The organism is Photorhabdus kayaii, assembly GCF_025384895.1.
GTDB lineage: Bacteria > Pseudomonadota > Gammaproteobacteria > Enterobacterales > Enterobacteriaceae > Photorhabdus > Photorhabdus kayaii.
In genome coordinates this window covers 22,916-46,461 of the sequence record NZ_JAJAFZ010000032.1, presented here as the reverse complement: position 1 = coordinate 46,461, position 23,546 = coordinate 22,916, and the positions used below count along the sequence as shown (strand labels likewise).

The 23,546-nt window shown below is 46.5% G+C and carries 8 protein-coding genes and 2 pseudogenes; 5 read left to right on the top strand and 5 right to left on the bottom strand.

Translation table 11 applies throughout. The annotated features are described in order from the left end of the window. Positions 1 to 146 precede the first annotated feature (146 nt). Positions 147 to 320 (top strand): annotated as a pseudogene (locus tag LGZ98_RS13220) (IS4 family transposase); the annotation flags it as partial. 35 nt (positions 321 to 355) lie between these two features. On the opposite strand, the pseudogene LGZ98_RS13215 reads toward LGZ98_RS13220, so the two are convergent. Beyond that, a pseudogene (locus tag LGZ98_RS13215) lies at positions 356 to 980 on the bottom strand (hypothetical protein). A gap of 1,184 nt (positions 981 to 2,164) precedes the next feature. Here LGZ98_RS13215 and LGZ98_RS13210 point away from each other — a divergent pair. The 4 genes from LGZ98_RS13210 to LGZ98_RS13195 all read left to right on the top strand — a co-directional run bounded on the left by LGZ98_RS13210 (position 2,165) and on the right by LGZ98_RS13195 (position 4,892). Next, a complete protein-coding gene (locus LGZ98_RS13210) occupies positions 2,165 to 2,854 on the top strand; it encodes a PAS domain-containing protein (RefSeq protein WP_113041723.1) in 690 nt (229 codons plus the stop codon). A gap of 36 nt (positions 2,855 to 2,890) precedes the next feature. Then, the gene (locus LGZ98_RS13205) at positions 2,891 to 3,577 is read left to right on the top strand and encodes a helix-turn-helix transcriptional regulator (protein ID WP_228901678.1); all 687 of its coding nucleotides are present in this window, start codon (positions 2,891 to 2,893) and stop codon (positions 3,575 to 3,577) included. A gap of 376 nt (positions 3,578 to 3,953) precedes the next feature. Then, positions 3,954 to 4,622: a LuxR C-terminal-related transcriptional regulator gene (locus tag LGZ98_RS13200; RefSeq protein WP_113041721.1), complete on the top strand. Its 669-nt coding sequence runs from the start codon at positions 3,954 to 3,956 to the stop codon at positions 4,620 to 4,622. A 75-nt stretch (positions 4,623 to 4,697) separates the two neighbouring features. Then, positions 4,698 to 4,892: a hypothetical protein gene (locus LGZ98_RS13195; protein WP_146748068.1), complete on the top strand. Its 195-nt coding sequence runs from the start codon at positions 4,698 to 4,700 to the stop codon at positions 4,890 to 4,892. Between the two features lie 216 nt (positions 4,893 to 5,108). Here the strand turns inward: LGZ98_RS13195 and LGZ98_RS13190 are convergent, their stop codons facing one another. From LGZ98_RS13190 to LGZ98_RS13175, 4 genes are all read right to left on the bottom strand, one after another. Then, positions 5,109 to 6,092 (bottom strand): Tli4 family immunity protein, encoded by a 984-nt coding sequence (locus LGZ98_RS13190; protein ID WP_113041720.1) that lies wholly within the window; start codon positions 6,090 to 6,092, stop codon positions 5,109 to 5,111. Then, the gene (locus LGZ98_RS13185; protein WP_228901679.1) at positions 6,082 to 6,300 is read right to left on the bottom strand and encodes a hypothetical protein; all 219 of its coding nucleotides are present in this window, start codon (positions 6,298 to 6,300) and stop codon (positions 6,082 to 6,084) included. The genes LGZ98_RS13190 and LGZ98_RS13185 overlap by 11 nt, the downstream gene beginning before the upstream one ends. A 622-nt stretch (positions 6,301 to 6,922) precedes the next feature. Beyond that, positions 6,923 to 22,546, bottom strand: a complete 15,624-nt coding sequence (locus LGZ98_RS13180) for a non-ribosomal peptide synthetase (RefSeq protein WP_262978165.1) — start codon at positions 22,544 to 22,546, stop codon at positions 6,923 to 6,925. Positions 22,547 to 22,665: 119 nt separating this feature from the next. Then, positions 22,666 to 22,812, bottom strand: coding sequence for a hypothetical protein (locus tag LGZ98_RS13175; protein WP_158536515.1), 147 nt, complete (start codon positions 22,810 to 22,812; stop codon positions 22,666 to 22,668). Positions 22,813 to 23,546 lie beyond the last annotated feature (734 nt).

Below are 23,546 nucleotides of genomic sequence, written 5' to 3'. Positions count from 1 at the left end.
ATAGATGTAAATATCTATAACTATTTATACCCGTTATCTTTCAAGTTGTCTCTTTGTTAGCTGCGCTCACTCACCTCGGTCACATAGTTACCTATTCTCCCGGGGATTCGTTCCCTTACCGTAGCGATGCATCTTGAAATTCATAGGGTATACACTTGAGATATCAGGCAAATAGCGTTAAATCAAGGCGAGTCATTTCATATTTAACGTTAGCAGAGAATGTCTTACAACACTCTCCGTTCATTTTAATAGAAATAACACTTAAAAATGTATTAAAACACCTCGCTAAAACCTACCGAAATATGGTGTTGGTTTATTAGCGATGATTTGTGGGGACCCTCAACACAAAGTGGGTCTATTGGATGGGTAATTCACTTTTCGAAATAATTGCCAATCTATTCTGATGATGTTCAGGATCTCCCCATAACCAAGACTCTTGGCGACTAACATCATTCTGGGTCAAAATCTTACGCAACTCACAGGTAATCATATCATAAGCATAAACATGCATATTATACGCCAGCGCGTCATACATACGGGCCTGCCAAAAAGAAATACCGTCATAAGTCTGGTTCATATCTGACACAATCACATTATAAGATTCGAGCAAGTAACCGAAGAACACCTGACCAGCCAGTTCATGCAAAACCGTTCGATGTTCACGTTTCAGAATACGCCAAACAAGAATTTGTGTTACAGGGCGGCGATTTAATACTACATCAGGCTGTATAATAACTCTGTTATAGTAGACGACTTCTTGAGACACATCGTTAACCAACGCCAGCTCGAAGTGGGATTGACTGATACGATTACCAAATCGACCATCAACACGAACCAGGCGAAAGCAACAACCCTTTTATCTGATCAGTAATATCAACCCCATTCATCAACGCAGTATAGAGGGTATGATTATCTGAGCTTTCATTCAGATGAGCGAAAACCTCATTAACCTTTTCAGGATTTACCAATCTTGCTGGCATATAACCTCCTCCTATTCCCCGCTAATCATCTAAAAAGGACGAGTTATACCCGTCATCTTTCAAATTGCTTCTTTGTTGGCTGCACTCGCTCACCCCGGTCACATCGTTATCTATGCTCCCGGGGATTCTCTCCCTTGCCGTCGCGATCCATCTTGAAATCCATAGGGTATATCAAATTGATAACTGTACCTTCGATCGATGGTAGCCATATTGAACCCTAAGTTCAACAACAATGGTTGCGTTTCTACTGTTCCATCCACTGTTGATATCTTCCACGACCTAAAAGGCATCATAAGAACGTACCTCCGTGCCTTTTGTCATATCAAGCTCATCTTTGCCGATCTTTTTACTTCCCATTAAACTTGCGTGTTATACCCGTCATCTTTCAAGCTGCCTCTTTGTTGGCTGCACTCACTCACCCCGGTCACATCGTTATCTATGCTCCCGGGGATTCGTTCCCTTACCGCCGCGATGCATCTTGAAATCCATAGGGTATAGCATCAAGAAAAAATTAAATTCCAATAAAAAACCAAATTTATGCTAGCATTGTTCATTAAGTATTTACTACTTAATCCCAAGAGAGTCACTATTGTCAACACCCCTTTTAAAAGGGTAATGAGCACAAACAAGGTAAAAAACCAAGAGCATATACTTAGAGCCTATCCCAATAGGCGTAATCTATTTAGTTCAATCTTAATGCCACATCAAAAATATGACCAAAAACCACTATTTTTTTCACGCCGCTGTTCAGATTTGTTCTTTATTACAAAGACGAATAAATCAAATCGTTTAACAGAATAGCTCTTAAGCATTAGGACAAATAATTATTTAACAACTGACAACAATGAGGATGCTGATAATTTCAACTATAATCTGCAATTATTTACCATTAACAGTAGCTATTTTTCAGCTAAAATAGCTGATATCAGGCACAGCAGCGAGCACAGCAACAGCCTCTACCTACTCTTTCAATAAATCATTTAAATAATCTTCATCTAAAATAGTATATATGGTTATATTTCTTGCCATTTAAAGTTTCATTATTAAATAGTAAAAATTAAATTAATAAACATACGCTTTTTGACGAGAAAAGCATTATATTCTATTATATGGCTGTCCACTTAAGATATAATCGAAAAAGCAACCATTCAGATAATGATTTAAATAGGAATTTAGGAGTTACTATGTCAAACATACGAAACAAATCCACTCTCATTACACCACAATTAACCCTGATGTGGGACAAAAGCAATGAACCTTGGGGCGCCAGAGATCATCAGTCAAGATTTATTTATGCTAACCCTGCTTTCTATCAACTACTCAACCTTCCTGAAGATTTCGATATTATCGGGCTGACCATGGGTGAATTGCCCACGCCTATCGCCGAATATGCAGAAGAAGTCCACCGTCAGGATCAAAAAGCCATCCAAACTATGCAACGCATCACTTCACTAGAAACACATCTGTTTGGAGAAAATAACGTCAAACAAAGCTATATTTGTGATAAATTTCCCCTTTATGATGAGAATAATGATTGCATTGGGATCTTCTTTCATATGTATCAACCTCAAGATTTTTCTGTTTCTTACTATTATGACAAAACATTGCCATCAAACCTGCAATTTACGCCACCAAATAATCTATTGACGCAAACTGAGTGGGAAGTGCTTTTTCTAACCCTGCGTTCACAGGATGAAGAGAGCATCGGTGAAGAATTAACCATGAGCACAGAAGATGTTGTTAATCATATTCAGTCAATTTACCAGAAATTTAATTTACCACTACAGATAGAATTAGCGGATTTCTGTCAGAAAAATAACTATCATCTTTATATTCCTGAACGTTTTATCACTATTGGTAGTAAGGAATTGTAAATTTATAAAATATTAATTACACAGTAGGATCTCATTATGAGAAAATTTAATAAGCTCAATATTTCATCTCAAGTCATTAACACCCTGAAGCAAAGTAATGACCCCTGGGGGATCAAAGATAAAAATTCATGTATTATTTATGGTAATTTAGCACTTAAGCATCTCAATAATCTTTCAGATTCATTTGATTATGAAGGCCGGTATGATGATGAAATTCCCTGGGATGGCGCTGAATTTGCAAAAGAATTTGTTATTCATGATAAAACTGTAATGGAGAAAGGCGCAAGAGTATGTTCACTTGAAACACATATTCATGGGAAAGATAATTTTTTATCATCTTATTTTTGTGAAAAATATCCATTCTATAATGATGATAACGAATGTGTCGGTACCATGCTCCACGCATGGAAAGCTCAGGATTTCTCATTTACCCGTCTATTTTATGGAAAACTACCATCATCTATTCTGTTCTCTCCACCAACCGATATATTTACGCAACGGGAATGGGATGTTATTTTCCTCATGTTACATAAATATACCAGTAAGCAAATAGGTAGAATACTGAATATTTCCTATCGTACGGTTGAAAGCCATTTCTCACGAATATATAAACGAATTGGTGTTCATTCCAGTCGTCAATTAGAAGACTATTGTCGCATGAATGACTATGACCTCTACGTGCCAGAGAGATTTGTGAAACCGAAAAGCAGAATATTTCCTTAGGCCCTAAATCACAATAAAATTTTTATTATGAAGAAGAACTATGCAATATCACCTCAGATTAGGTAATGAACTGTAGGGAAGTAAAAGATAGTTCTTCATGCTTTATTTACGGCAATCCAGCAACAAAATAATTCATTCATAATATTAATAAATTATTTGATTGCAAGAAGCCTTACTACATAACTCATTGTTTTAAATATAATAAACAGGCAACCAAAACAATAAGTCAAATAACAAGCAACAATTCATTCTGCCATAATATATAACACTAGAAAATTCTTATGAAAAACATCAATTTTATCGCTATATCCCAGAAAGCGCTAGGGAATCCAGAAGTAGAACGTTTATTTAAGCTGAAAATTTTCAAGGAGTCTTTATGAAGAACTATACGATATCACCTCAAATTATCAACACGATGGAAATCAGCAATGAGCCGTGGGGAATAAAAGATAGTTCTTCAAATTTCATTTATGGTAACTCAGCAACAAAGAAATATATTCATAATTTTAAAGCATCATTTAATTATGATGGACTTTATGATCATGAACTCCCTTGGGACGGCGCTGAATTTGCTAAGGAATTTATTATTCAAGATAGTATGGTCATGGCAAAAGGACAGAGAATATGTTCAGTTGAAACACATATATTCGGACAAGATCAAATGTTATCATCTTACTTCTGTGAAAAATTGCCTTTTTATCATGAAGATGGAAATTGTATTGGCGTCATGTATCATTGTTGGGAAGCCAAAAGCTACTCATTAGCCAGCCTACATCAATATTATAAAAAACTACCCGCATCCATTATACTTCAACCCCCAAGCGATATTTTTACGCCACGTGAATGGGATATCATTTTTTTCTTTTTACAAAAATACACCAGACAACAAATTAGACAGATATTAAATATTGCTTATCGTACCATTGAAACCTATATGGCCCAGATATATAACAAGATAGGGATTCATTCCAGCCAACAACTGGAAGAATACTGTTTAGCGAATAATTTTCATCATTATGTACCAGAAAAATTCTTATTGTCATAACAATTTTATTATTAAACTATTCTGTTCATGACAATAATATTCAATCTGGACGTACCAGAATAAATAGCGGTAGCCTTGATCTATACCCTATGGATTTCAAGATGCATCGCGACGGCAAGGGAACGAATCCCCGGGAGCATAGCGAACTATGTGACCGGGGTGAGTGAGTGCAGCCAACAAAGAGGCAACTTGAAAGATGACGGGTATATTAATAAGGCTACCGCTGAAACAACATTATTAACGCTATTATGGCAAAACGAATTAAAATAATTTTTCTATTTTTTTCTTATTTAAAAATTTATTTACTTCGACACCGAGATAATAGCACCAGAAATTTACAAACAAGGGAGAAAATTCATTTTATATTAATATCAACATGGATTTCTGATTTTCAATTCCAATATAATCTGTCCCGTCGAAAGCGCTTTGATGGACGGATGATCCCATTAGTGAATTATTTAAAACACTATCCCTCTCACTTCATCGCTATTCGAAAGCATCCGGTCCTCTACGAAAGGTTTTCGTGATTGCATCCCAAAACGCGATCAATTCATCTTCGGTATATGGCGTTGCAGGTAACTGGTAATTCATTAACATAATAACAACACAGATTTTTTTATCATTCAATACCATATCATTTGCAATAAAATCAAATTGATAACGCGGATTATTGTCAAGAGATTGCATATCTACTGCTAATAACTCATCCCCATGAATCCCATTTATTTCTCTTTCCCCCTTTCTTATTATCTTGCCATAGTTAATAAACCAATCCCTTTCAATCGCACTAATACGTTCAAGTAAAGTGCCTTCCCCTTTAAAGTCATTAATAATTTCAAGACTGAATGTGAAATTATCATCCTGATTTCCTTGATAGACAAACTTTATATTTTCTTTTTCATTATTATAGTCGGCAATAAAACCATCAGGGATACAGATTCCTGCCTCTATCGGAATATCACTATCCTTTCTGCCACTGATTCTGGCAATTAGCCTTTGCATTTTGTCCAGAGTTTGAGAAAACATTTTATATTGGCTTTCATTCAATCCAGAGTTTATATAAAGGTTTCTTGAATAACTATATTTATCATCTGATATCTCTATAAATTTCATTTCTATAATAAAAGCAACCTCATTATCATATAAATGGGCTTCTAATATTCTGGAAAAACCGGGTTCACTGACACTATTATTTCTATCAAAAATCACGCCATATAATTTTCCCTGGAGATGATAAACTTTCTTTAAAAAGGGCAGATCTTTCGGATCGGCAGTTTTAGTCGTCCTTAATTTTTGCTCTCTTATCTCTATGCGCTGTTCAAATGCGGATAGATGCATACGCTTGGTTTCTATTTTTGCATCATCAATAAATATCTCATTGTTGATGATGTTTTCAAATGCCAAGGGAATATCAATCAGATAACGCCCGATACAACGAGTCTGCATATTGGCTAATATTTCAGTTTTCATTCTCTTTTCCTTCTCTTTTCCTTTTTAGGTTAAAACGGGATAATAATGGGCAGAGAAATATCACTGCCACAGAATATAAGTGCCTATCTTTTTTCGCATCACGGTTGAGAGCTTCATGAAAAAACAGCGTACTGAGCAGCATGCCGTTGGCGTAGCGATTGACTAGTTCAGCGGCAATAATGAATTCACGTTGTAAACTTACTTCCATTATTCTCCCTATATCAATACGTAAATCCTTCGGTAAACTGGGACTAGCTACTTTCAAAGGAGCATCTACTGCAAAAGCCGCTGCATAACATCATGCATAAACAGGATAAGCGATTTCTGAATTTTTCTATCTTCTTAACGGGTGCTGATAAAGATCAACTCTTTTTTTCAAAAAAATACAATTTTTTAATGCCCCCCATTGTCACCACCGATATAACAGCATGTTGAACAAAATATTTAATAACATCAAGATAACCCCATAGCAACATTCCCTCTTCACTGAGAAAAGTATAATCATGGCTCTCACCCATATAGCCAAATGTTTTAATCGGAATATCTGTGGTGATATTTATTCTGACAGCTATTCTGTTAACAAAAACAGTTAACGATTACGCTATTTCCTCATTTATACCCAATGGATTTCAAGATGCATCGCGACGGCAAGGGAGTGAATCCCCGGGAGCATAGGTAACTATGTGACCGGGGTGAGTTAGCGCAGCCAACAAAGAGGCAACTTGAAAGATGACGGGTATATATTCAGCAAGATTGTCCGGCTATTATAAAAACCGCTCACCGGACAAATTGATTTTTAACTATTTTTATTTAAGTATAGCCTTCTGGCATTACAGCGCCTCCGCCTCACAATTCATTGCCAACGCCCTGCTTAAGGTCTTAGCCAAAATAGTTTTATTTTCACTATCTTCCATCAGACTAAAATGATCCCCCGGAACCGAGGTTAACTGTAGCGAAGAGTCAGGAACTATCTGTTCCCAACCTAACGACGGTTCCATCGTTACGGACTGTAGCGCAACATCGGTAACAAATGGAATCTGTGGATAAGATTCCATCGCATAGAATTGATGTAGCGTTATCGCCAGCGCTTTCGGCTCATAATCCTTAACCATCTGGACATAATTTCCCATCTGTACCCAACGTTTGGCAATTAAGTCAGGGCGCAGATTTGATGGGTATAATTCCAACTTCTGCGCTGCTGCAATAAATTGCACTAAATTCAGTTCGTCCATTTTCTGATGCAATGCAGCAATCTCTTGAGGATGCTCATCCACTGACTGCCTTGCCAATTCAGCAAGGAACTGAAGTTTAGGTTGATCGACTCGTGTCTTGAAACAGTGCGGAGCCGGTGTATCAATTAGCCCCAAGAAATTAACGGTCTCTCCGGCATACAACAGCTGCTGAGCAATGGCATAAGCCAGTATACCGCCAGAAGAGTAGCCGTATATCCGATACGGGCCTTCTGGTTGCACTGCCTTCATAAAGGTGATCATTCTGGTCGCCAGAGCTTCAATGGTCGATGCCTGTTCCTCATTGATAGACGGCCAAGGTAGCGCATAAATCGGGTAATCCGCCTGAATATGCTGAGCCAGCCCAAAAACATAGGAATAGTCATCCATGCCACTCGGCACGAAGAAGAGCGGCGGTTCGGTTCCATCCGGTCGCACCGGTATGGCGCTGTTTTGCAATTGAGACAACGGATCTGAGGTGATCTCTGCCACCAGTTCCGCTAGCACCGGGAATTGGAACAGATTATTCAATGAGCAAATCAACCCTCGTTCTGCGGCCAGATTGATCATCCGCATAGCAAGCAGCGAGTGTCCACCCAAGGTAAAGAAGTTGTCATGCCGGCCAATTCGCTCAACCCCCAGTAATTCACGCCAGACAGCCGCCAAGGCGATCTCTGTTTCGCCTTGTGGCGCTTCATAGATCTGACGGGCAAACGCGTTCTGATCAGGCGCCGGCAATGCCCGGTGATCTAATTTGCCGTTCGGAGTCAACGGAAAGGCGTCCAGACGCACAAAGGCTGACGGCACCATATAGTCAGGCAATAAAGCTCTTAAATGACGATGTAATTGGCTAGCCAGTCCGTCATCCGCCTCAGCTGCGACATAAGCCACCAGACGTTTATCCTGACCATTTCCCAGTGCCAATACAATCGCCTCACGCACAGCAGGGTACTCCATCAACCGCGCTTCGATTTCACCCGGTTCAATGCGGAAACCCCGGATTTTAATCTGTTGATCATTACGACCAACGAAGACCAGATTGCCATCTGGCAGATAGCGGGCTAAATCCCCGGTTCGGTACATACGAGCATCCGGTTGATCACTGAACGGATCTGTCAGGAAACGTTCAGTCGTCAAATCAGAGCGGTTGAGATAGCCACGCGCGACACCGGCACCACCAATGTACAATTCCCCCACTGCCCCAAATGGCACTGGCTGGCCGTGATTATCCAAGAGATAAATAGAGGTATTCGCTGTCGGACGCCCAATAGGGATCAGCATATCAGTATAGTCTGGCGGGCAACGCCAGCAGGTTGCACAGACGGTGATTTCTGTCGGGCCATAAGCATTAAACAGTGTTGCCCGACCACGTAATGCTTGCAACAACGCCGCACTGGGTGCTTCTCCGCCCAGTATCAAGGTGGGCTTTATCGTTATCGCCGGTAAATCGGTCCCATCCCGTAACAGAGCCGGGGTCAAACAGGCGTGTGTTACCCGCCGTTCTTCCAGATAACGCCACAGGCGCAGCGGGTCTTGACGAACGCTATCAACCGGAATGTCTAGGGTAGCTCCCCCACACAGTGCCACCATGATTTCCCAGACACTGGCATCGAAACCAAATGAAGCAAACTGTAACATCCGGCTATCCGAGCAAATGTCAAATTGGGTGATTTTCTCCCAAATTAAATTGACCAAGCCATGATGTTCGACCATCACCCCTTTTGGTGTACCGGTGGAACCAGAAGTGTAAATCACATACGCCAGATGTCGTGAGGTTAGCGCCGGGACGTGCGGATTATTATCCGGCTGATCAGGCAGAACATTCGGATCAAGTACCGTTAACGCCGTCAGCGCCTGTTCACCTAGCGCAGTACGGCCCACATTATCTGCCAGTACCACCGACGGTGTCGCATCCGTGAGCATATAAGCTAGCCGGTCACCCGGGTAGGCTGGATCTAAGGGAACATAAGCCCCACCCGCTTTGAGTACCGCCAGTAGCGCCACCACTCTTGACGGTGAACGCGTGACACAAATCGCCACCCGTTGATCGGGTTCCACTCCGAGTTCAATTAACTGATGAGCCAGTCGGTTAGCATATGCATTCAATTCTGCATAGCTAAGAGTCTGCTCTTCATAGACCAGTGCCGTTGCCTCAGGATTTTTCGCCACTTGCTGTTCAAACAGATGATGAATACACAACGAGTTGGAATATGTCGTTTGCGGGCCATTGCCGACTTTCAGTAGCCGTTTCCTTTCTACTGCCGATAAAATTTCCAACCGCTGAACCGGGGTTTCCGAGGCGTGCTCCAGTGCACCCACCAGACTTTCCAACGCCTGTTGCATATAGCCACACACCCGCTCGGCATCAAACGGCTGGACGATTTGCGCTGTCAGCCCCAGTGCATCACCAAAATCTTCTACTGACAGCGTAAACGGATAGTTAGTCCGCTCCTGTGCACCGAGAAATTCAACACCGCTCATGATCTCATTCGATTCCACCGAAGCTATATTGTGTCGGTAGTTCAGCAAGGTACTAAATAGAGGCGTTCCTCCCTGCACCCCGCTACAACGTTGAGCCAGTGCCAACGAGGCATATTCGTGTTCCAATAATCCCGCCAGCCGGTGATGTGCTACCTGTACGCTGTCTCGTACCGAGGTATCATCCATATCCAACCGTAGCGGCAAGGTATTGATAAACAGCCCCATGCCATTTTCAGCCCCTTCACCCGCCGCCATGCGCCCAAATAAGACGGTGCCAAATACTACCTGCTGCTGTCCGCTGGTACGTGATAACACCTGTGCCCAGGCCAGATGACATAGGGCAGCCAAGCTCACCCCCAATCGCCGAGCCTGACCACGTAAACTGTTATTTAACTCAGGGGTCAACATCCGGTGCGATTCGGTCATCTGCGAGCCATCATGGCGAACTTCCGCCAGCCCAAACGGTAACGTCGGTTCATCAACCTCAGCCAACATCTCGGTAAAGAAACGGGTATGTTCTTCCTGACTTATCCCTAATCGGGACTGCGCCACCAGATTACGGAATGGCGCTGGGGCTGGCAGGTTGCCGTCCTGCCCGTCAAGGTACGCCTGAACTTCGTGGCTCATCACATCCAGCGCGGTATGGTCGCCAATCAAATGATGCATCAGTTGCAAAACAATCCAACGACCATCACTCTCCTGTGCCACCACAAAGCGCAACAGCGGCGCCTGCCCCAAATCGAGACGATATTGACGTGGGTTAAACCGTTGTGCTAATTGTTCGCTGATCGGTCCGTCAGCCGGATCTAATGGCAATTCCATCACCGACAACGACACCTGACGGCAAACGACCTGCGCCGGAACGGATATTCCTTGCCAGATAAAGGCGGTCCGTAGGATGTCATGACGGTTAATCACCTGCTGAACCGCCGCCAGATAACGATCCAGCAGAGGCCGGTCAGCAAAAGCCATTTGACCTGCCAACAGATAGGGATCGCCTTCGTTTGCCAGCAAATGGTGGAACAGGATACCGTCCTGTAACGGCGACAACGCATAGATATCCTGAATATTGGCTATCCCGCCCGGTACCTGTTCGACGATGTGATCAATTTCAGACTGAGTGAGATCAATCAGCGGTAACATTTCTGGCGTTAACACCGTGGTGGCCGGTGTAATCATGTTGGCCGGCACTTTTTCGGTCTGATTCAGCCTCAATGTTTGCGCCAGTTCAGACAGTATCGGGGATTGGAACAGATCACGTACTGCCAGCGTTAAACCCAAATTACGCAAACGTTCAACCATCCGTACCGCAAGCAACGAATGGCCCCCCAAGGCAAAGAAGCTGTCGTACCGGCTAATCTGTTCAACGCCCAGTAATTCACGCCAGATAGCAGCCAATGCGGTTTCGGTTTCTCCTTGCGGCGCAGCGTAAATCTGGTGGGCAAAAGCATCTTCCCCCGGTGCGGGTAACGCCCGGCGATCCAGCTTGCCGTTAGGCGTCAACGGAAAAGCATCCAACCGCACAAAGGCCGCCGGTACCATGTAATCAGGTAACAACCCACTCAGATGTTCACGCAGACGGTTAACCAACCCGTCATCTGCTTCCGCCGCCACATAAGCCACCAGCCGTTTATCCGGCCCATCGCCTAAGGCCAGTACCAGCGCTTCACGCACCCCGGAGTATTCTGTCAGCCGGGCTTCGATTTCTCCCGGTTCAATGCGGAAACCGCGGATTTTAATCTGCTGGTCGTTACGACCAACAAACACCAGATTGCCATCCGGCAGATAGCGAACTAAGTCCCCAGTTCGATACATCCGGGCATCAGCAATATGACTAAATGGGTCTGCAAGGAAACGTTCGTCGGTCAGTTCAGGACGATTGAGATAGCCACGCGCCACACCGATGCCACCAATATAGAGTTCACCCACTGCCCCTAGCGGCACGGGCTGACCGAGGGCATCTAGCAGATAGAGACGGGTGTTGGCTGTTGGGCGCCCGATGGGAATTAACACATTGGTATAGTTTAGTGGGCAACGCCAACTGGTTGCACAAACGGTGATTTCCGTTGGACCATAAGCATTGAATACCGTAGCCTTGTTGCGCAACGCTTTAAGCAACGCCACGCTGGGCGCTTCACCGCCCAATATCAAGGTAGGTTTTACCGTTATCACCGGCAAATCAGCCCCATCCCGCAGCAAAGCCGGAGTCAAACAAGCGTGCGTCACTGACTGCTCTTGCAGATAATGCCAAAGGCGGTGTGGGTCCTGGCGAACAGACTCATCAGGAATAACCAGAGCGGCACCACCGCATAGCGCCATCATCATTTCCCAGACACCCGCATCAAAACCAAATGAAGCAAACTGCAACATCCGGCTAGCGGGGAAAATGTCAAATCGAGCGATTTTATCCTGAATAAGGTTGACTAACCCACGATGCTCCACCATCACCCCTTTTGGCGTGCCGGTCGAACCAGAGGTGTAAATCACATAAGCCAGATGACGGGAGGTCAATGTAGATAGTTGTGGGTTGTTATCCGATTGATCAGGCAATAAATGCGGATCAATCACTGTCTGCCCCACAAGCATTTGCTCACCTAAAGCTGAACGTCCAACACTATCTGCCAATAAAATAATCGGTTCAGCATCAGTCAAAATATGGGCCAGACGTTCACCCGGATAGGCCGGGTCCAATGGCACGTAAGCGCCTCCCGCTTTCAACACCGCCAACAGCGCCACTATCCGCGCCGGTGAACTTGCTACGCAAATCGCCACCCGCTGATCCGGCGCGACACCCAGCGCAATAAGTTGGTGAGCCAATCGGTTAGCATCAGCATTCAATTCCACATAACTAAGGGATTGGTTTTCATGTATCAGCGCCGTGGCATCCGGGGTCTTCTCCACTTGCTGTTCAAACAGTTGATGAATGCACAACCGCTCAGGGTACGCCGTTTCAGTGGTGTTCCAGGTTTTTAACAATAATGTGCGTTCAGTTGTCGGCAGAATTTCTAACTGCTGTACCGGCATATCGGACGCCTGCTCAAGCGCCTGCACCAGACTTGTCAACGTCTGTTGCATATAGTCACATATCCGTTCTGGATCGAATGGTTGCACCACTTGAGCCGTCAGCCCTAGATCAGAGCCACCATCCTCTACCGACAACACAAATGGATAGTTGGTCCGCTCCTGTGCGCCAAGGAATTCGATGCCACTCACAATTTCATCTGGTGTGACCGGCTGGGTATTATGTCGGTAGTTCAACAGCGCATTAAAAAGTGGCGTTCCACTGTCTACGCCACTGCAACGTTGCGCCAGCGCCAGTGAAGCGTGCTCATGTTCCAACAATCCCGCCAGTCGGCTATGTGCGGCGCGTACACTGTCCCGCACCGGGGTATTATCGATATCCAATCGCAACGGCAAGGTGTTAATAAATAGCCCCATGCCACTATCAGATCCTTCTCTCGCTTGCATACGTCCAAACAGCACCGTACCGAACACCACTTGCGTTTGCCCACTGGTACGCGATAGCACCTGTGCCCAAGCCAGATGACATAGCGCCGCTACACTGACGCCTAACCGCCGCGCCTGACCACGTAAGCGCTTGTTCAGTCCTGCTGTCAGCATCCGGTGAGATTCCGTCACTTGTGAACCATCATGATGTGCTTCCGCCAACCCAAATGGCAGTGTCGGCTCATCCACCTCAGCCAGCATGTCGGTAAAGAAACGGGTATGCTCTGTCTGGCTGACACCCAAACGAGCCTGCGCCACTAGATTGCGGAATGGGACCGGCGTAGGCAAGCTGTCTATTCGCCCGGTGTCTATTCGCCCAGAGAGAAAAGCTTGCACTTCGCTGTTCATCACCTCCAACGTGGTATGGTCGCCAATGAGGTGATGCAGCAATTGCAACACAATCCAACGACCATCGCTCTCCGGCGCCACAACAAAACGTAATAACGGCGCCTGATTCAGGTCAATTCGATGCCGGCGCGGGTCAAAACGTTGAGCCAGTTGGTTACTGATCGGCCCATCAGCCGGGTCGAGCGTCAATTCCGTTACGGACAAAGGCGCCTGACGGCAAATTACCTGAGCCGGCACAGACAACCCTTCCCAGATAAAGGCGGTACGCAAGATATCATGGCGGTCAACCACCTGTTGAACCGCAGCCAGATAGCGGTCAAGTAAGGGTCGATCAGCAAAAGCCTGTTGAGTAATCAGTAGATAGGGATCACCCTCATTTGCCAATAGATGGTGGAATAAAATGCCATCCTGTAACGGTGACAGCGCATAGATATCCTGAATATTGGCAATTCCACCCGGTACTTGCTCAACAATACGATCAATTTCAGCTTGAGTCAGATCAATCAGCGGCAACATGGCTGGCGTCAGCACAGTCGTATCCGCGGTAATACCGTTATCAGGCACGCTAATTTCACGATGCGGCACCAAAGATTGGGCCAATACACTTAATGTCGGATGCTGGAATAGTGTTTGCACCGACAGGCCCAATCCTATACGCCGTAAACGCTCAATCATCCTGACTGCCAACAGCGAGTGACCGCCCAAGGCAAAGAAACTGTCATGTCGGCCAACCTGTTCAACATTCAGCAATTCGCGCCAGATAGTGGCTAATGCTATCTCCATTTCCCCTTGTGGCGCTTGGTAAGCTTGGCGAGCAAAGGCGTTCTCCCCCGGTGCTGGCAGCGACCGGCGATCCAGCTTACCGTTAGGGGTCAGCGGAAAGGCATCCAAACGCACAAAAGCCGCCGGTATCATATAGTCAGGCAAAATATCACTCAGGTGCTCACGCAATCTGGCCGCCAGTCCGTCATCCGCTGGCGCCACCACATAAGCCACCAGTCGTTTATCCTGCCCGTCACCCAACACCAATACCAGCGCTTCACTTACCTCAGAGTGTTCAATCAATCGTTCCTCAATTTCTCCCGGCTCAATGCGGAAACCACGGATTTTAACCTGTTGGTCATTACGACCAACAAATACCAGATTGCCGTCCGGCAAGTAGCGGGCCAAATCCCCGGTACGGTACATTCGGGCATCCGCTTCATCTCTAAACGGATCATGCAGGAAACGTTCAGCCGTCAATTCAGGGCGATTGAGATAGCCACGCGCTACCCCAACGCCACCAATATACAATTCCCCCACGGTGCCCAATGGGACTGGCTGGCCGTGTTCATCCAGCAGATAAAGGCGTTTGTTGGCGGTCGGGCTGCCGATGGGGATTAATCCCCCGGTATAATTTGACGGGCAATTCCAGGTGGTCGCACACACGGTAATTTCCGTCGGCCCATAAGCGTTAAACAAATCGGCCCGGCTGCACAGTGCCTGAAATAACGCAGTACTCGGTGCTTCTCCTGCAAATATTAATGTTGGCTTGATCGCTATCGCCGGTAAATCGGCTCCATCATGAAACATAGCCGGCGTCAAACAGGCATGGGTCACTGCCTGTTCTTCCAGGTAACGCCAAAGGCGCTGTGGATCTCGCCGCACGGTTTCTGTAGGAATAACCAGCATGGCCCCACAGCTCAGCGCCATCATGATTTCCCAGACACTGGCATCGAACCCAAATGAAGCAAACTGCAACATTCGGCTGGTGGCACAAACATCAAACTGAGTAATTTGTGTCAGCGTCAAATTAACCACGCTACGATGTTCAATCATCACACCTTTTGGTCTGCCCGTTGAGCCGGAAGTGTAAATCACATAGGCCAGATGCTGTGGGGTCAGTCCAAATACTTGCGGATTATGGTCTGGCTGCTCCAGCAAGGTATTCGGATCGAGCACAATCAACGTCGCCAAAACGTCCTCACCTAGCGCGGCCTGCCCAACATTATCCGCCAGTAAAATAACCGGTGTCGCATCAGTGAGCATATAAGCCAGACGTTCACCGGGATAGGCTGGATCTAACGGCACATAGGCCCCGCCCGCTTTCATCACCGCCAACAACCCGATGACCCTCGCGAGTGAGCGTGTCACACAAATCGCTACCCGCTGATCCGGCGTTACGCCTAAGGCGATAAGCTGGTGGGCTAGCCGGTTGGCGCGGGCATTCAGTTCTGCATAGCTAAGCGTCTGATTTTCATACACCACCGCTATGGCATCCGGGGTCTTCTCTGCCTGTTGTTCAAACAACTGATGAACACACACCTGAGTAGGGTATGGTTCTTCGGTCGTATTCCAATTCTCCAGCAATAACTGCCGTTCAGCGGATGACAAAATATCGATAGCCGTGACAGGTTGCTGAGATTGGTTCACCATTGCCCGCAATATGGCCTGCAAATAACCAACCTGTCTTTCGATGGTTTCATGGTCGAACAGGGCCGAAGAGTAGTTCAGTTCTCCAACAATTTCGCCTGCCTTTTCCGTTAATTCCAGTTGCAGATCGAATTTCGCTATATCGTATCCTAGCTCGAATGACGTTACCGCCAATTCCGGTAATTGCCATTCCTCTGTTTCATTCTCCTGCCAGGCAAACATTACCTGGAACAGTGGCGTATGCTCCGGTCTGCGTGGCGGTTGAACAATTTCTACCACCTGCTCGAAAGGCAGGTCCTGATGATCCTGCGCTTCTAGTGTCGTCTGCCGTACACGCCGCAGTAGAGTGACCACATCCGGCATATCGGATAAATCGATACGCAACGCCAATGTGTTAACAAAGAAACCAATCAGCGGTTCAATTTCCCGCCGATTACGGTTAGCGCTCGGTATACCAATAACGACATCATCCTGCCCGGACAAACGCGACAGCAACACAGCCCAAGCGGTCAACACTGTCATAAACAGTGTGGTACCGTGCTGTTGTCCCAGATGTTTTAGCGCCTGTACCAACGTGGCATCAATGTGCACCGCGACCCGACCTCCGGTAAATGATTGCTGGGAGGGTCGAGGTTTGTCTATCGGCAACTCAAGCAATACCGGTGCATCTGCCAACGTCCGACGCCAGTAATCACGCTGTGCCTGTACTCCTTCACCAGAAAATACCTGCCGCTGCCAGGCCGCATAATCAGGATATTGAATGGTCAATCGCGGCAACGGATCAGGCTGTTGATTTAGACAAGCAGCGTAAAGTGCAGCCAGTTCTGATTCAAGTATCTTTAAAGACCAAGCATCGGAGATAATATGATGCTGAGTCAGTAAGAATATATGCTCTTCATCGGCCAGTTGGATCAGTGCGCAACGAATTAGGGGGCCACGAGCAAGATAAAACGGCGTTTCAGCTTCCTGTACACACAAGCGCTTAAATTGTTCGTTCACGTTAGATGCTTTACGCAAATCGTATTTTTTCACCGGTAGACCAAATTCCGCTGGTAACAGTTCAACCTGAGGCTGACCATCAACGGTGATAAAAACAGAACGGAGCGCCTCGTGGCGAGCAAACAGTCGATTCAGGGCCTGCTGCCAAGCAGAAAGATTTAGCCGTCCACGTAAACGCAGGGCTGTCGGAATATGGTAGGTATCACTAACCCCCTCAAATTGCGCCAGAAACCACATACGCTGCTGACCAAACGATAACGGCAAAACACTATCACGGGATATTGGCCTAATTTCAGGCAATTTATCACTGCCCGTATTACGTTGTGCGCAAATCTTCCCGGTAAATGTCGCCAATGACGGAGACATAAACAACGCGGCCAACGGCAGGTCAACACTGAAAGCGGCTATCCGGTTCATCATCCGCACTGCCAACAGGGAATGTCCGCCCAAGGCAAAGAAATTATCGTGTCGGCCTATCTGCTCAACGCCCAATAATTCGCACCAGATAGCCGCTACTGCGATTTCCATTTCCCCTTGTGGCGCGACATAAATCTGGCGGGCGAAGGCATCTTCTCCCGGTGCCGGTAATGCCTGATGATCCAATTTACCGTTTGGCGTCAGCGGGAAGGCCGCCAAACGCACAAAGGCCGCCGGCACCATATAATCAGGCAATATAGCGCTCAAATGAGTGTGCAAACTGGCCGCCAGTCCACTATCCGCATCGGCTACAACATAGGCAACTAAACGTTTATCCTGCCCATCTCCCAAGGCCACGACCCGCGCTTCACGCACCATAGGGTGTTCTGCCAACCGAGCTTCAATTTCTCCCGGCTCAATGCGGAAACCACGGATTTTAATCTGCTGGTCGTTACGGCCAACAAACACCAGATTGCCGTCCGGTAAGTAGCGCACCAAATCCCCGGTCCGGTACATCCTGGCATCGGCAGCATCACTAAATGGATCAGCTAGAAAACGTTCGTCAGTCAGATCTGGCTGATTGAAATAGCCACGAGCGACACCATCCCCACCAATATAGAGTTCCCCCACTGCGCCCAATGGAACTGGCTGGCCGCGGTTATCCAGTAGATAAATACGTGTATTCGCTGTCGGGCGCCCAATGGGAACCAACACATCAGTATAGTGTGATGGACAACGCCAACTGGTGGCACAGACGGTAATTTCTGTCGGGCCATAGGCATTAAATAGGATTGCTTGATGACTTAACGCCCGTAGTAGCACGGGACTGGGCGCTTCACCGCCCAATATTAATGTCGGTTTTATTGCTATCGTTGGCAAATCGGACCCTTCTCGTAACAAAGCCGGGGTCAAGCAGGCGTGCGTCACCGATTGTTCTTCCAGGTAATGCCAGAGGCGACTCGGATCTTGACGAACAGTTTCGGCCGGAATAACCAGACAGGCTCCACTGCCTAATGCCATCATGGTTTCCCAGACACCGGCATCAAAGCCAAATGAAGCAAACTGTAACATCCGGCTAACAGGGCGAATGTCGAATTGGGTGATTTTATCCCGGATAAGATTGACTAGCCCACGATGCTCAATCATTACCCCTTTGGGTATCCCGGTCGATCCAGAAGTGTAAATCACGTAGGCCAGATGGCGAGAAGTTAAGGCAGAAACCTGCGGATTGTTGTCCGGCTGGTCAGGTAAGATATTCGGGTCTAGTACCGTCAGTCCCGCAAGCGTTTGCTCACCCAATGCAGCCCGCCCGGTACTATCCGCCAGCACTATTGTCCTCACCTCCATTACCTTCAACCCCCTAGCCGGGGCTACATCGGTCAGGATATGTGACAGTCGTTCTCCCGGATAAGCCGGGTCCAACGGCACATAGGCTCCGCCCGCTTTCAGCACCGCCAGCACCGCTATTACCCGCGCCAGTGAACTTGCCATGCAAATCGCCACTGGTTGATCTGGCACGACGCCCAAGGCAATCAGTTGATGAGCAAGCCGGTTAGCGCTGATATTCAATTGTCCATAGCTGAGCGTTTGATTTTCATACACCAGCGCCGTGGCTTCCGGTTTTTTTTCCACCTGATGTTCAATCAACTGATGAATACAGAGTTGCTCAGGATACGGTGTTTCAGTCGCGTTCCAGTTTTCCAGCAATAACGTGCGTTCCGATGCAGGCAAAACGTTTAGCGCCCGTACCGGCGTTTCCGGCGCCTGTTCAAGGGCATCCGCCAGACTTTCCAGCGCCTGTTGCATGTAACCGCATACTCGTTCTGAATCAAACGGTTGTACTACCTGAGCAGTCAGCCCCAGTGTATCGCCACCATCCTCCACCGACAGCACAAACGGGTAGTTGGTCCGCTCCTGTTCGCCGAGAAATTCAATACCCGGCACCATCTCATGCGGGACCATCGGTTGCTCATTATGCCGGTAATTCAACAGGGCACTAAAAAGCGGTGTGCCGCCCTGTACCCCACTGCAACGTTGAGCCAACGCCAATGAAGCATGCTCATAATCCAGTAATCCGGCTAACCGGGTATGCGCTACCCTGACGCTATTGTGTACCGGGGTATCATCGATATCCAGCCGCAATGGTAATGTATTGATAAACAGCCCCATACCGCTGTCGGCCCCTTCCCCGGCGGCCATACGCCCAAATAGCACGGTGCCGAACACCACTTTCTCTTGTCCGCTGGTACGCGACAGCACCTGTGCCCAAGCCAGATGGCACAGGGTTGCCAGACTGACACCTATACGTCTCGCCTGAGCACGTAAACGATCATTCAGCATGGGAGACAACATCCGGTGCGCTTGTGTGACCTGAGAACCATCACGATGTACCTCGGTCAGCCCAAACGGTAACGTCGGTTCATCCACTTCTGCCAACATGTCGGTAAAGAATCGGTGATGTTCTGTCTGGTCAACCCCTTGCCGAGCCTGAGCCACCAGATTACGGAACGGTACCGGTGTCGGCAGGTTATCGCCCTGTCCCTCAAGATAGGCCCGAACTTCGAGGTTCATGACTTCCAGCGTGGTATGGTCGCCAATCAGGTGATGTTGTAATTGCAGTACGTACCAGCGGCCATCTTCTTCCTGTGCTATCACAAAGCGTAACAACGGTGCCTGACTTAAATCGAAACGGTATTGCCGCGGATCAAAACGTTGCGCCAGTTGATCACCAACCGGTCCGTCAGCCGGGTTCAGCGTCAGTTCAGTGACTGACAATGGGGCCTGACGCCAAACCACCTGCGCCGGAACGGATAATCCTTGCCAGATAAAAGCGGTACGCAAAATATCATGACGGTCAACCACCTGTTGTACCGCAAATAAATAGCGGTCTAGCAAACCACGGTCAGCAAAGATCATTGGATAGGCCAGCAAGTAAGGATCACCTTCTTTCGCCAGTAGATGGTGAAACAAGATACCGTCCTGCAACGGTGACAGCGCATAAATATCCTGAATATTGACCACTCCACCCGGTACCTGCCCGACGATGTAATCAATATCAGGCTGAGTCAAATCAATTAACGGCAACATCGCTGGCGTCAATTCAATGGTCGCCGGGGTAATGACATTCGGCGGCACTGTCACAATCTGATGCTGCCCCAATGTTTGGGCCAACTCTGCCAGTATTGGCAATTGAAACAGGTCGCGGGCAGCCAATGTCAGCCCTAAATGGCGTAGCTGTTCAATCATGCGCACGCCGAGCAGTGAATGGCCGCCCAAGGCAAAGAAGCTGTCATGCCGACTTATCTGCTCAATACCCAGTAACTCACGCCAGATAGTCGCCAATGCAATTTCCCGCTCCCCTTGCGGTGCGGCGTAAACCTGACGAGCAAAGGCGTCTTCCCCCGGTGCCGGTAATGCCCGACGATCCAGTTTGCCATTAGGAGTTAACGGGAATTCATCCAACCGCACAAAGGCCACCGGCACCATATAATCAGGCAACCGCGCACTTAGGTGTTCACGCAAGTGGGTAGGCAATTCGTTATCCGACTCTGCCAACACATAAGCAACTAACTGCTTGTCCTGCCCCTCACCTAACGCTAATACCACCGCTTCACGTACTGCGGAATACTCCACCAATCGGGCTTCAATTTCTCCCGGTTCAATCCGAAACCCGCGGATTTTCACTTGCTGATCGTTGCGGCCCAAAAATTCCAGATTGCCATCCGGCAGGTAGCGAGCTAAATCGCCGGTCCGGTACATTCGCGCATCCGGTGCATCACTAAATGGATCAACCAAAAAGCGTTCAGTGGTCAATTCAGGGCGATTGAGATAACCACAGGCCACCCCGTCGCCACCAACATAAATCTCGCCCATCCTCCCCAATGGCACGGGCTGGCCCTGCTCATCCAGTAAGTAAACCCGCGTATTGGCAATGGGTCGACCAATAGGAATGTTGGTTGTTCCTGGGGATAACGTTTCAATCCGGTATGTGGTGGTAAAGGTGGTGCCCTCGGTCGGCCCATAGGCATTCAATAACTGCTGAGGCGGGTTCTTGCGTAAAACCTGGGAAATCACATGGGAGTCAAGAATATCGCCGCCGATAATCAGATTTTTCAACTGTGGCAACACTGGGGACAATTCCGCCGCTAGCCGGTTAAACAGGCCGACGCTTAACCATAAGAGATTAATTTGATAACGGTCTAATGCCTGTACAAATTCCGGCGGCGTCAACAAAGTGGTGTGGTCGATAACCACCAATGCCCCGCCATTGAGTAAAGGTGCCCACACTTCAAAAGTACTGGCATCGAAAGCCGGGTTAGCCGCGAAAGCAACCCGATCATTGGGTTCAATTTCAACATAACCATTATTAATAACGAGTCGGACCACAGCGCGGTGAGGCACGATCACCCCTTTTGGGGTGCCAGTCGAGCCGGAGGTGTACATGATATACGCTGGCGCAGTACTGGAATAAAGTAAGTCAGGATTGAAACTCTCTTCCGCCTTGTTCGCGCCTGTCTCATCAGAGAGACGAATTAGCGGGACATCCAGATTAGTCGGGATATTCGCTTGTGCGTCGGTGAGCAACAATTTGGCTAAGCAATCGTTTATCAACCCATTTTTTCTCTCGTCCGGCATGCCGGTATCGATAGGAACATAAACCGCCCCCGCCTTGAGAATAGCCAATTGAGCTACCACCAATTCGATAGATCGCTCTAACAGGATTGCCACATGATCATTCTGGCAAATCCCCTGTTTAATCAGTTGATGAGTCAGTCGGTTAGCACAAGCATTCAATTCCGCATAACTCAGGGTCTTATCTCCTGCGATTAACGCCGTCGCGGTCGGGGTTTTCTCCACTTGTCGTTCAAACAATTGATGGATACCTAACTGGTCAGGATAGACGGTTTCAGTGGCATTCCAAGTTTCCAACAACAGTGTACGTTCAGCCTCTGATAACAAATTAAGTTTCTGAGCAGATATGTCGTCACCGACCTTGTCTGACGGTACTTGCACTAATCCAGCGTCAAAGATAATTTCCTTTTTAGCCATGCTATCTTTCATCTACTTACTACCTCAACGAATCTGTTAGTTATTTGAAAACTGTCATTCTCAACAGTCATCACAAATGTTTTGCCCTTATTTCTTCCCTCCAAGAAATAAAAACGGGCACACACCAAGCATCAATTAAAATCCTCAGACAGCACATTCTCTTGGACGCCGGCGGTAATAGCCCGGTTAATAGCCGTATAATTAGCAATTCTTCGACAATTATTTTCCTGATAACGGAATAAACGATTCACCAAGTGAACCGGCAAAAGATATTCCATTTTTGTTCCTGTTTTTTAATAAGCGCCTTTGATTTTGTGCAATTTTTTATTGGCCTACACTGAATTTCACAACTAAATGAAAATGGATTTATTGAATATATTCACTGGCATGAATGCTAAATCCCTGCTGTATTTTGTCCATTTTGAATTAATATCCAATGTAAATTATTTCACAAATAATTAAGTAATTAGCAAGACAAACTAAACCTCCTGTTCCCCAATTAACACCGAATTTACTTTGATAATTCTTTGAAAAATGGACCTATCCGCATTCCAATAGGAAACAGATTTCACCATAAAAAGACATTATTTATCATTTGGTTACATTGATTAATGTATATTTATACACATAAAAACTATCAACTAGTCTGATTACATATTATTTTATAATAATCATATTATACAACTAATGTAAACGTTAATTACATTTAACACCGACATGAAACAATTTCAAACCAAAACTAACTTCCACATATATTGTTTTGTCATAATGAAATAATACGAACAATGTATACATTAATTACACCCAATATCATCAATAAATAATTTTAAATTAAAAATAGATTATTTGTTTATTGTTCCAAAATAAAAAAATCACACCATTAATTACTTATTCAAATGTATTTGACTTATTATATATACCCTATGGATTTCAAGATGCATCGCGACGGCAAGGGAGTGAATCCCCGGGAGCATAGGTAACTATGTGACCGGGGTGAGCGAGTACAGCCAAC